The sequence below is a fragment of the Arcicella sp. GW458-12-2-14-TSB2 genome, assembly GCF_059423785.1.
Map to the genome: position 1 here is coordinate 1 of NZ_JBWKYN010000168.1, position 13,357 is coordinate 13,357.

Annotated in this window: 8 protein-coding genes; 1 reads left to right on the forward strand and 7 read right to left on the reverse strand. The window is 36.2% G+C overall.

Annotated features, from left to right (window positions below; translation table 11 throughout):
- Positions 1-198: 198 nt before the first annotated feature.
- The gene (locus AC07XN_RS19435) at positions 199-969 is read right to left on the reverse strand and encodes an SDR family oxidoreductase (RefSeq protein ID WP_309918424.1); all 771 of its coding nucleotides are present in this window, start codon (positions 967-969) and stop codon (positions 199-201) included.
- 279 nt (positions 970-1,248) lie between these two features.
- Between AC07XN_RS19435 and AC07XN_RS19440 the strand changes: the two genes are divergently transcribed.
- Positions 1,249-2,430, forward strand: coding sequence for an ATP-binding protein (locus AC07XN_RS19440; protein WP_309918427.1), 1,182 nt, complete (start codon positions 1,249-1,251; stop codon positions 2,428-2,430).
- 55 nt (positions 2,431-2,485) lie between these two features.
- Here AC07XN_RS19440 and AC07XN_RS19445 read toward each other — a convergent pair whose 3' ends face one another.
- The 6 genes from AC07XN_RS19445 to AC07XN_RS19470 form a co-directional block, all read right to left on the reverse strand.
- On the reverse strand, positions 2,486-5,236 hold the full coding sequence (locus tag AC07XN_RS19445; protein WP_494744244.1) for an endo-acting ulvan lysase-like protein: 2,751 nt from the start codon (positions 5,234-5,236) through the stop codon (positions 2,486-2,488).
- A 62-nt stretch (positions 5,237-5,298) separates the two neighbouring features.
- Positions 5,299-6,882 carry a hypothetical protein gene (locus tag AC07XN_RS19450; RefSeq protein WP_494744245.1) on the reverse strand — a complete coding sequence of 528 codons (1,584 nt, stop codon included), beginning with the start codon at positions 6,880-6,882 and terminating at the stop codon, positions 5,299-5,301.
- A 40-nt stretch (positions 6,883-6,922) separates the two neighbouring features.
- Positions 6,923-10,423, reverse strand: a complete 3,501-nt coding sequence (locus AC07XN_RS19455; RefSeq protein ID WP_494744246.1) for a hypothetical protein — start codon at positions 10,421-10,423, stop codon at positions 6,923-6,925.
- Between the two features lie 261 nt (positions 10,424-10,684).
- Entirely contained in the window at positions 10,685-11,134 is a 450-nt protein-coding gene (locus AC07XN_RS19460; protein ID WP_309918438.1) for a hypothetical protein, read from the reverse strand.
- A 234-nt stretch (positions 11,135-11,368) separates the two neighbouring features.
- On the reverse strand, positions 11,369-12,310 hold the full coding sequence (locus AC07XN_RS19465) for a hypothetical protein (RefSeq protein WP_309918441.1): 942 nt from the start codon (positions 12,308-12,310) through the stop codon (positions 11,369-11,371).
- A gap of 8 nt (positions 12,311-12,318) precedes the next feature.
- Positions 12,319-13,272, reverse strand: a complete 954-nt coding sequence (locus AC07XN_RS19470) for a ParA family protein (protein WP_494744247.1) — start codon at positions 13,270-13,272, stop codon at positions 12,319-12,321.
- Positions 13,273-13,357 lie beyond the last annotated feature (85 nt).

The window sequence follows — 13,357 nt, forward strand, 5'->3', positions numbered from 1 at the left end:
CTCATGTACTTACCCTTATTTTCAATCACTTTTTTATCTTTAATCGTATTCAAAACATATCTGCCTCACTTTCAGTATCTTATATTAAAAATATCAAATAGGTATTATTGTATATTATTGATACATAAAGCATTCTCACAAAAAAAACGCCTTTTTTCAAAGACGTTTTCGGTAATTATTATAAAAGTGATTAGGAAACTATCTGCCCATCCAACCGCCATCTACCGTTAGGATTGTCCCTTGCACATAATTTGAAGCATCTGAGCAAAGGAAAACCGTCGCTCCTTTGAAATCTTCTGTTTCTCCCCAACGACCAGCAGGAATCCTATCCAAAATACTTTTAGATCTGTTTTCATCTCCACGCAAAGCTTCTGTATTATCTGTGGCGATATAACCAGGGGCAATGGCATTCACATTTAAACCTTTTGATGCCCATTCATTGGCAAATGCTTTTACCAAACTACCAATTGCTCCTTTGCTAGCGGCATACCCTGGCACATTGATACCACCTTGAAAAGTTAATAATGAAGCTGTAAACACTATTTTCCCTTTCCCTTGAGCAATCATCATTTTACCTATCTCGCGGGTTAAGATAAATTGCGCATCCAAGTTAATACTCAGTACATTATCCCAATATTCGTCTGAATGTTCAGCGGCTGGATTCCTCAAAATTGTTCCTGCATTATTTATCAGAATATCTATCACTGGATAATCTGCTTTTACTTGATTAATAAATGTATAAAGTGCCGTTCTGTCTGAAAAATCACATTGATATGCCTTGAATTTTCTACCAATGGCTGTTACTTCCTTTTCTACCTGACTTCCTGAAAGCTCTAACGAAGCCGAAACACCAATAATATCCGCACCTGCTTCTGCTAAAGCCAAAGCCATTGCTTTGCCAATTCCTTTTTTACAACCAGTCACTAATGCAATTTTGCCATCAAGGCGAAATAAGTCAAGTGTATTCATTTCAATTATCTATTTTTAATAAATGGTTTATAATATCATCCATATTAATACAAAACAATATACTTTTCTAATTAAACTATCAATCTCATTGAAATTTAATATTTTATACTTGTTCAATCAAAGTGTAATCCTCATATAATGAGTCTTCCTCCGAAGGAACAATACTATTTTGGATAAAATCTCTTCTTTGCATTTTATAGCGTTTTTTTGATTTATTACAATTTTTATCCCTGCAAATTCAAAATATAATTTTAAATTTGCAGGGATAAATTTAAAATTATGATTTACAGAGAAGTCACTTCCGAATTACTATTTAGGGTAAACCATTTCCCTGTCTCGGCTATACTTGGCCCACGTCAGGTTGGAAAAACAACCTTAGTAAAAGCACTTCAAAACGAATTACCTAAGAAAAGTACTTACTTCGATTTAGAGATACCTTCAGATTTGAATAAGTTTGTAGCCGACCCAGAGCTTTTTCTTAAAAGTTTACAGCATCAAACTGTTATTTTAGATGAAATTCATCGTTTACCTAATATTTTTGTTTTGCTCAGAGGCTTAATTGACCAACAAAGAGAAGCTGGTCGTTTTATTCTGTTGGGGTCTGCTTCACCTAATTTATTGAAAAATACTGCTGAGTCTCTCGCTGGTCGAATTTCTTATTTGGAAATGCATCCATTACATTATCGAGAAATTACTCCTGATAATTACCAAAACCATTGGGTTTGGGGTGGATTTCCTGCAGTATATCTTGCCAAAAATGATAAAATAAAAAACATCTGGTTAAATGATTTCCTGATGAGTTACCTTGAAAGAGATTTACCTCAATTAGGACTCTCTGTTTCGCCTTTATTAATGCGCAGACTTTTAATGATGCTTGCTAGTATTCAAGGCGGTATCCTGAATTATTCTACCTTGGCAAACTCCTTGGGTATCAGTCAGCCCACGGTAAAAAATGCGATTGACTTTTTAGAGCAAGCTTTTATCATCAGGCGATTGCAACCCTATTTTGTTAATATTGGTAAACGCTTGGTAAAAAGCCCTAAAATTTATATTAGAGATAGCGGTTTATTGCACCACCTACTCAATATCAAAGATATTAATAGTCTGTTGGGGCATATCGTAGCTGGTAGTTCTTGGGAAGGTTACATTATTCAAGAAATTATAAGCCTTTTACCGCAAGATGCTTTGCCTTTTTATTATCGTTCACAAGACGGGGCAGAATTAGACCTAATTATTGAACAAGGAATAAGCATAAAACTCGCTATTGAAATCAAACTTTCTGACTCTCCAACACTTTCAAAAGGAAATAGTACTTCGTTACAAGATATTGGCAATCCACCATTATTAGTAGTTACTCCTTCCGCCCAAGATTACGAACTTCGTCCTAACATTTGGGTTTGCTCAATTGCTACTTTGTCACAAAATTTAAGCCGATTTGGCTTAAATAATTATCAATCCTAGATAAATTTATTCCTGCAAATTAAAAATATAATTTTTAATTTGCAGGAATAAATATTTACCTTATCACAATTTCATTATAATCACAGGAAGGCATCTGAAAAACGATAACCTTTTTGCCGTTTTCTATTCCTTTTTTTCCTTTAATCAGCAATATTTTTCCCTGCTGTGCTAAACTTATATTCATTTTCCCTATCGATTCTGGAATACTTAGTTCTACAGGCTTTTCTGCAGAAAAGAACAATTGACTACCTTTCTTTTCTAAAACTGCTGTGGTTAATTCTTTTGCCTTAATGCTATAGGCTTGATAAGCGATTTGCTTCCCTTTTCCTAAAAACAGATAATTAAAACCTTCTGCCTTTGTACTTACAACCGCATAAACGGCTTCCGTTTTAATATTACCATGCGTCACAGCCTTTCCTGTTGTATTAGAGAATACCAATTCCTTAGCCCCTGTATTACTCACAATCGTCAACCCTACAAAGTCAGCGGGTGCATTATTCGGATTAAAACTTTCAATAGATTTTATTGAACGAGGAGATTTGGAAGTCGATGGCTCATAAACTGCCACAAAGGGTTGATTCCAAGCTTCTCCCGACTGGCGAGCCACTAAAGTAGGCATTGATAAGGCTGCAATACTATCTGGAATCATCACATTTCCTCTAAATGTTTTAGCGGGAGGGGCTTTTACCGAGAAGGTTTCACGATTGGGTGAACCTTTCATCCATACATTCATCAACACGTCCTCACGGTCTTTGACTTTTAGTTTAAACGTAGCATTAAAATCTTCCGAAGTGACTACCGATTTTTTATTCCAGAAATAATCATAAGCAAATAAATGTCCTCCTGCAAATGATAATTTAGGCGTTTCGGTCAGCGTTAATGGAGTTCCTTTAGTAGAAGTTAATACGAGTTCCTGACCTAAGTTATGATAAAAATAATCGTGCATTTTATCACCACCCTTCTGCTTTTTTGAACGAAAAATATCAACATAATAAGCTGTAGAATCGCTCGTACGAATGATACTCGTTAAGCGGTTTTGGTCTGATTGAGATTCAGGTTCTAAAAAATATAATTCGCCAAAAGTAATTGCACTGAAATAACCGTCCTTCTGATTTGAAGCAGGATAAGAACTAAGCACATCAAAACCATGATTGCTTTTCATGACTGGATACGCTGAAATACCATCAACTGCGACCGTATTATGGGCAGGAAATTGAGAATAATATTCAGCATAATCTTGTTGAAAATAACTTGTCCCTATCCCACTCTCTGGCCCCAGAATAATTCCTTTACCGTAAATCTCCATCGAAATTCCATTAGCGTGCATGTGATTTCCCTTAGACCCAGCCATTGCCACCATCAAGCCATTCTTAGGATTCATACCATTCCGTTGAGCAAAATAACTAACCGATGGTGCTGAGAAAATGGGTGTAGCAAAAGTGCTAATGTCAGCATTGCTAAGGGTCGTTTCCTTACTGTCATTATTATGATTCAAGCCTGCCATAGTTTTATGTCTATTCAATGCTTGAATAAATGCTGAATACGCTTTTACGTTGGCAGGCTTATGATATTTTTTAGCATTTTCTACCATTCTTTCGGCAGCTTCAAGACTTACAGCATGATAATGAGAGTCGCCAAAAGCAGTAGTATAACCATTCGGAAAAAGATATTGTACTTCGGCTAAAACAGCTTTTTCAATAACAGGTAATTCTGGTAAAATATCATAATCATAGTGTTTATCGAACCAATCTACAAACCCAACAAAATCGTGTAAAACGCCCGCAGAATAGCCTGGAGATTCATTCCAGATACCTGTGTTTTCATCATACCCTAATTTTAATACTTTAGCAATTGACCATTGCCGTTCAGAATCTACATTCAATACTTGATTCAAATAATATTGACTTCCCTTAGCATCGTCATAGCCTTTATTTTCATCTAAAATAAAAGCTATTTCAAGAATATTCTTGGCCTGAATTAAATCCCAGTTATTATAGGCTACGCCATTTTTAATTTGCAAATCGGCCCATTTTCTAAATGTGTCTGAATAAATTGTAAGCTTTTTAGGTGTTTTTTTACTAACATAATTGAATACATTGTCATAAATCTTTGTCAGATTCATTAACATCGCCGTTTCTTGGATGACCTCAAAAGTAGATAACCCTGTAATCGTTTGGTGATGCCCATTGCTCAAATCATGGGGTTCTTTGCGATAATACATACCCATCATATACGTATCGAATAAATCAAAAGCAAGTCGAGCATATTTTTCTTCTCCTGTTCTCCGATATAATGTACTTGCTGAAGCCGCTATCCGCATAATATTAGTATTGATAGCTTCTAGCGTTCTTCCTGTTTTTGAAATATCTGCCCATTCTAAAGGTTGTTCGGGTTTCGAACGGTTTACCAAAAGTACGCCTCTGGCATCATCCATATAAGGCTGAATATCTTCAAGTTTGGGTGCTCCAAATATGGTTGTATTATCTCTCGCACCGGGGAATCTTACCGTTGGTACTGGTGCAGTTCCTTCGGCATGGTCATATACGCCTCCTTTGATAAATACTTCTGTGGATTTTGTATTCCAATACATCTGTAAACGAGAAACTATCCAACTACTATCGCTTTGATGACGATTCACATAGGTATCTACCTCAATTTTTAATTTACTCGTCGGGTTTCTTAATGTATCATCCAGTATGCGTGGATACCCCTGAGGATAATGCTTTGGCAAGGCAATCTGGCCTAAAGTAATATTTGATAATAGACAAATTATTAAACTGAATATTAGCGATTGAGGATATTTCATGCTCTGTTTTTTAACGATTGACGTATTTATAAGCTCTAGCAATACTTGAGGTTGAACGCCTATTATTTTTCTAGATAAAAAACCTGTTCAACTGGCTCAGCAGTTTGTACTTTTCCAATAATACCATATTGCCAAGTAACAATGGTTACTTTCATAGGCAGTTTGGTTTTAGGAGGTATTTTAGTAAAAACAATGTGATTATCTTTAATATACGCTGGTCCTTCTTTTATATAAAACTTAACAGGTAAATTACTATCTGAAGTAGCCTCCAACACAATACTTTTCACACCAAGCTTTTGGTTCTTGATGGGTTTGAAGTCAATATGCTGAGCAATACCTTCAGTATTTTTCAAAGGGAAACGCATATCTAATTGCTGAACGGTAGACTTATATCTCACATCACCCTCATTATGAGCCAATAACCAAATATCATTACTCCGCTTAGGATTATTAAAACCCATTCTATAAAAACTCAATTGAAAAGTGGAATCGTCTAGTTTTTTAACGGGTCCACAAATACGATCTATTACGAGTTTGGTTGTAGCAAAGTCAGCGACAGGCTTTATCCGAGAAGTATCGGCGAAAAAGGCAGTCAATCTGAAACTAATGCCATCTGCCAAAGGCATAAATTTTAACTGATAGTTAGCATGCGTTTTAACTGGTTTTAAAACAGTTCCATTTTGTACAAAACCAATATATTGATTCTTTTTATTGCGAGCTTTAGCATAAAATTTTTCTGTTTTATCTGCCATTTCTTTATCAAAACACCAAGATGCTTCATAACGATTTCCTTGATATCGCGTATATACATTAGGTTTCGCTGTGGCAAGGCTGTCTTTCCGCCATCTATCCATCAGCCAGCCTTTGGCAGGGTCTATGGGTATAAGCGTTTTATTATTGTTTTTGGGCAAGCGGTATATAGCTGCTTTTTTGATAAACATTGCTACATAATTGACCATCGCATCGCTATAATCAAAATGTCCGTGACCAGCATCGGCAAAAAATGAAATGGGTGCTTTTGGATGCTTAGCTACATAATCAAATCCAGGCTTTAGTCTGTTTTCCCACCATTCAAATTCTCCCATTACAAATAGTCCAGGAACGCCTTCAATAGTACGATTTCCCCAATCAGGATTTGGTTTACCACTACCCGTTAGATTCGTCAAAGGCGTATCTCCATGAATCGATATAATAGCCAAAGTGCGGTTTGGATTCCAAGCACCAAAGTTCCAAGGATAACTTGCCAAGGCAGAATGCCCCATAGGCACTATGGGTGCAGTAGCTAATTCAGAATATCCCGATGCCACAGCTAGGTCATTCATCATGGTTTGAAAACGGTCTTGTATGCCTTTGTGGAAATCGAAAGTAATGTCTAATCCCGGTGTTACCCATACTTCAGCAAAGCCAATTTCAGTCATCGTTTTTCGGAAGTTGGCATTTTCAAGCATTCCTTCTTCTACCATATTATGCATACAAAGTATTACGCCTTTTACCTGCTTACAGTTTTCAGGAATCCAAAGAAAAGCCTGTGGATTGCTATTTGTTTCAGGGTGAACAATTCCTTGTACAGGAACAGACCATTGCCAAACCTGTGCTTTGACCGAAAAAGAAATGATGCACAAAATCAATATGAATACGTTCTTCATTCTTGATGATTATTTTTTAAAACTTTACTAATTAGATTGTTTAATTACTCGTTTCCGTTCTCAGTACCTTATCATTCAGTATTTCCACGTTATTTATTTTAGGATTACTCCCATTCAATTTATCAATCGTTATTTCTTGTACCCGACCATCTTTAAGTTCTATACGCACTTTGTTGCTCGTCAATGCCTCTACTTTCTTGATAACAGATTGTTTTTCATAAGGCTCTACAACTGTGAGAAAATTGGCTTCTTTCCCTTTGCTTCTTGATGAATACGTTTTGCGTCTAGCATCTTCATTTCCTAAAGGATAGTCCCCTCCTAGAATGGCTTTAAAGGCAACTGCTTTTACGCCTGATAAGTCTACTATAATAGTGGCAGTGTCTTTAGTACTCGTTGGCATAGCTGGTAAAGCCGTTTCTATAACATTCCCTGCAATTTTTATAGGCCCTCCATAATAATCTTTTCCTTCCTGTGCTGGCGTTTGTATATTCTTCTTTTTTTGTGGTAGAGAGGAAATCAGTATTTCTTTCCCATTTTTCAGAACAATACGAGCATTTCCCCAAAAAAGTGTATTAGTTTTATCAGAAGAGGTTGTTGTCACTAATTCCAATTCCTTAATATTGCCAATGGCTTGATTAATCTCAACAGCTCCTAATACCCACGTTCCTGTTTTACCTTCCTGTAATGTTTTACCTCCTGAACGAATAGCAAAATGAACTTGCTTAGCCACAGGATGTGCCTCGGCAGCAGTACCAATCATCAATTCTTTTTGTTGTGGCCAAGCCGAAAAAACATCTATTTTCAAATCACCGTCGGCACTAAAAGGAACTCTTGTACCTGTATTGTCGCAGTCTTTACCCCAACAAGTAAAAAAACTAGCTTTAGATGTCCCATTGACCGCCCACCAATTACAATCAGTAATAAACTGAGCGCTTCCCAGCGGGTCAGTATTCATCTGAGTGTCATGTTTTATAAACTTTTTATTCGTTGCTTCTAAACCTTGAAAACCTTTCATTTGAAAAAGACAGTCGTAGGTATGTTCTTGTTCACCTTTCAAATAATCAGCTAATACGATATAGTCATCGGTCATTACCATTAACCGTTGCTGTTGGATTGGTTCAGTATGTCCAGTCACTTGCCCATATTCTGGTGTCTTTTGAGGTACAAAAATGGACTGTCCTTCCTGCCAAGTTTTTTCAGCAAAAGATATATTGCCTGCCCAATCATACATCATCCCACCATACGGTGGATTACTCCAACGAGATTTTGTTTCTACCAGACTAGCCTGCATCATTTTCCCAGTATAAAAAAGTTTTTGGAAACTTTCGGTTGCCTCTTGCATCTTCTGGTCAACCACTACCATATTTTTAGTCAGAGAAGTCTGAACATAAAATTTGTACATATACGAAGGATAACCATACCAAACCATTTCGGGATTAAAAAAGCTACGGCCATAACGTGACATGCTTAACAAGCCCGTTCGGTCAAAGTGTCCATGAGCACCACCATGTGTTCCGTAATGCAAGGATGCTTGTATCTGTTCGTTTATTGGACGACCTTCTTTCTGAGAACGTAGCATCACAATACCCATGTTATCTGCATAGGCAGATTGTTTATCTAATACCGAATTAGTTTCAGGAAGGTCAGCCTCGCCATATAATAAATCTCTGGTCGTACCTCGCTTTACGATAGCTGCATATTCTGGGTCGTGAAAGAGGTAATAAGCAAGGTCATATCCTTCACCACCCACCATTGTTTCCTGCGCATCGTTTACGCCAAACATTACACCTCTATAATCAGCAAATTTTGGAATGGCATCCCACATATCTTTTAGGCAGATACTATTCTTTTTAATTAGTCCCCACTTGTCAAAATTTATTCCATTTTTTCCTGTGCCTTTAATAGCCCCGGGCATTAATGAATAGTAAGGCGTAGTACCGATAGGCACTTGCATATCTTTGAAATTAATTCCCCAAGGTGCTAGCGCTAATGCTACTTGCGAAAACTCAGTTGCACACCAAACATTATAGCCTACAGAGCATTCATACCACCAACCATCATTCATCACACCATGAGCAAGATGATCGACGATAGCACTTGGGCTATAAAATATATCTTCCACCAAATGCCAGTCCTGAATAGCCAAAGCACAATATAATGCACCGCACATCTCACTCAGCTTCCAGTTATTAATAGCCCCCTGACGCATATCTAGTTGAACAGTTTCAATAAATACCCTAAAGGTATATTCAATGTTTTGTTCATCTATTGGACTAAATACATTGGCTGTCTTAACCATATCATAAGCCATGGCAATATGCTGAAAGAAATGTCCTTCTTGTACAAATGATTGATGACAACCCCTAAACGTACTTGAATATCCCATAATTGGGTCGCTTAATCGACGCATAAAAACGGCTATATTTTCAGCATACTTTTTATCTTCTGTCAATTGATAAGCTATGCCAGATGCCATTAAGTTGTATTCTTCCTGTGTTTGAAACAACTGCATTCCTTTATCTGCATTGTCGTTAGTCAGTTCAGTAGCCAAGGCAGGTACTATCCATTTATCTGCTAATTGAATGTATTTATCTTTTTCCTTTTTTGCCCAATCGTAGTTTTTTACTTTATCTCGTACTACTTGCCAGCGGTCGGCAGTATGAAGAATATTCGGACTAGGCAATGTTGATGCCGTAATTAGCTCAATACTAGCGTCTGGCAATTGCCTTCCATTTGCCATTACTACGATATTTTGCTTTTCCCTCCCTCCTGCTGGCACTCTGTCAGCTATTTTAACAGTTACTATGCAGTTTTTACTTTCAGCAGGCTTTAATTCAAATTCAGCAGGTTCAATGCTTGTAACCATCGATTCCCAACCATATTGGTTTGTACTCAAATTTACTGATTGTACTTTATCGCTTGTATTGCCAACATTCAACTCATACTTTACTGTTGTACCCTTAGCCCCAGACTTTCCTTTGATGTCTGTGCTAACGGCCAATACTTCTCCTTGTGTTAACTGAACTTGTTTAATAAGGACTTGCTGATTATTTGAGCTTGTTTGTTTAATACTAACCTCTTTGACAGCCTGTAAAAAGGCTTGTCTTTGGGCATTTTTTATCCCAAAGCTTTTGAAGGGTATTATTATTTGTTGCCAACCCTTATTACTAATAGCAACATTTGCCTGTATTTCGGGCTGTAGATAGTCTTTGTTATAATTGGCAGTACGTAAGGTAACCTGAAGGCTTGTATGCTCTTCTTTTTCTAAATATATCCAAAACCTAATCCCATAATAAGGTGTATAGTTTTTTACTCCTTCATCTATTCTTCTAAATCCTTTATTATAGCGTTTGCCATCGGCATAACGATACGTAATACTATTGTTTGTTAACACAACGACTCTATCTTTATCAACCACTGATACGCCCTTCCAATCAGAGAAATCACCTTTCCCAATATTTTCAAATAAAGTTCCTGAGCTTGCTATTAATTGATAACACGATGTAACGAAAAGAATTAGGACTGTGAATATTTTTCTCATTAGTTATTACACTAGACTTTAGATAATCTGTCTAGTTCGTTTAATTTAGTAAGTTTATTTTTGAGAGCTAAATCGATTAAGCATTCTTTAATAACAAACATTAAATATTTACTTAATCTAATAAATTTGAATTAAAGAAGAAAAAGGAAGGACTGCATACCCTATTTTTTGAAAGTATTTAGTTAAATAATACTGTAAAGGAGGTATGTCAAAAAGAGTGGAGTTGTACTAATGCAAGAATAGAGGTCGTTATCAATAGCATTATTTCCCTAATATGTGTGTCATATAATCATCAGCCATTTCAATCAATGCTTCAGAATGTAATAGTTTACTATATTCGATTCCCTGCAAAGCCAAGGCATGAATAAGTTGATTCAAGGTACTTGCTTTTCCTTTGCCTTGCAACAATGCTTTGTATTGAAAATATTTTATGCCTAGTGGCTCTAATACATCTTGCATTTTCAGCGGTGTATTCCTGTCTTCGCTTATTTTGGTTGTATTAAAAAGTAGTTGTAGGGCAGTCGTATAAAGTTTAGCATAAAAGAAATTTGCTACTTCTTCATCAGCTAAAATTTTATTAAGTTTTTCATGCATCTCAGGGCTCAACGAATGATTTAACCTATTCGCATCACCATTAATTTGTCTTATTTCCTTTTCAGAAAGCATATTTCCCCCTTGACTTGTACTACCTTTCATTACTACGTAGTTCATAATTTTAACACATTAGAAAGTGGAATGTTGAATTGAGTTACAAAAATTATCAAAATCTGCTGAATTAAAAAGTCTTTCGTAACTGATTCTTGTTTCTGAATACATATTAACACAAAAATGATATTGAATTGGTGGGTACTCCTATAAAAAACCTGATGTTGGTTACATCAGGTTTTTTATAGGAAATGCTCCTAATGGTTATCCTCTCCCCTACCCTTTTATTCAAAAACTGAATTATAGGATACCTAAAAAAGCACCGTATTCATCTAATAATCTTTTAAGCCCTTCAAAGTCTTCTTTGCTTCTGGTTGTATATACTTTCTCTGTTTGTTCAGTAAGGTTATTTGTCCAAACACTTAATCCCTCATAATTTACCTCAGGCTTACTATTTTTAGCCACTGGTTTATAGCCTAAACCACTTGCTTCAACCACTTTTTCAATATCTACAATGGTAGTAATAGGCTCAATATCATCCGTAATTCTCCCTAGTGTTTGAATAACTTTTTTATCAATCTTTCTTTTGCCTGTCAAAATTTCATTTCTCAAGGTAGGTTCTACTTTGGACAATCCCTCAGCAAATTGGGCATCTCTCTTAATGGTCGAAGTCCCCACCTTATATTCTTTCGCTAATTTCTCAACAGTCCTGCCTTTTTCTGGTGCATGAGCATTGGGTTCATTGTGGACCCAATGCCCTGTTCTATCATACTTCCCAGGACCTGTTTTTTCATTCAAAAACCTTAGTCCTCTGAAATACGATACTTGTTCCGGACTCAGGTTTCTTCTTCCTAGTTGTAAATCAATCATGTAATCTTTCACTTCCTCTTTGGAATTGAAAGGCATCAATTGCACACTAAAATTTAAATTGTTCTTTTTACAAATCTGAAAACGGTTATGCCCATCTACCAACACATAAATTGGTTCATCGGGGTATGCTGCTCCTGCTTCAATCGCACTTCGTTTGGTTTCCCAAAGGGTCAAAGCATCCCGACAGCCATTTTTGATGATATTTTGTTCTAACAAAGAAAATTCTTCTGCTCCTAAAGGAGGAATAAATACTCTTAGTTCTTCCAGAATTTCTATGTTCTTTTTTACCTGTTCATCAGATATCAATTTATTATTAACAAACGTACTTTTTGTTGTCGCAGCAATGGCTTTTCCTAAATCTAGTTTTTTCATCTTTCCTCTTATTTAACCAATTGAAGGTATTCAATATATTCATTGCAGAAATCAGCATACAATTTGGCGGCTTCTGAAGTACCAGAGAATTTTGAGATAGTGTTCAACATTACCTGTGCTTTCTGGAAATCAACCAAATGTTTGATTTCTGTTTTGAAAATTCTAATTGGTAAATTTTCTCGAACGGCTTCTTTGATATTATCATGAACCGAGTTCTTCTTTACCATCGTAAAAACCAAGCCGTCTATGTCCAACATTGGATTAAGGTTTTTCTTTACATCATGTACTTTATCCAATAATGTATTCACTCCTTTCATCGCCGCCATTTCGGGAAGCATCGTCACTAAACAAGCGTCAGAGGCATACATGGCAGATACTGTAAGTTTACCCAACGATGGTGGACAATCAATCAATACATAGTCAAACTCGCTTAATAAGGGAATAATACGGTTTTTTAAACGCAAATCTCCTCCTGTTAATAATATTAATTCGTATTCTGCTTTGGCTAAATCAATGTCCGATGGCGAAAGATATAGATTTTCTTGTATCTCAACTACTGGAAACTCAGCATCATTAATCAATGAATCTGCTACCTGTACCTCTGGGTTTTCAATTCCTAAGATTTGAGATAAATTCCCTTGTGGGTCTAAATCAATCATTAATACCTTGAAACCTTTATTTGCCATAGCTTCGCCTAAACATGAAACTGTAGTGGTTTTGCCCACTCCACCTTTATGATTTACTACTGAAACTACTCTGGCTTTTAGATATAAATCTTTAGAGTAGCCATATTTCATCAGAACCCCTTCTAAAGCAACTAAATGGTTTTCATTTAATTTACGATTTCCAGCCACCGCCTGTCGTAATGTACCAGAAGGTAAGGATGCTTCTTTTTCTATTCCTGCTATCGACAACGCAGGATTATGTCTAAAGAATTTTAAAGCATTTTCTTGTGTAAGCATTTCTAAATGATTTAGGATTTTATCACATATTTGTTACAAATCTATTATTTATGTAACAAATATGCAACAAAACAATGTATAATAA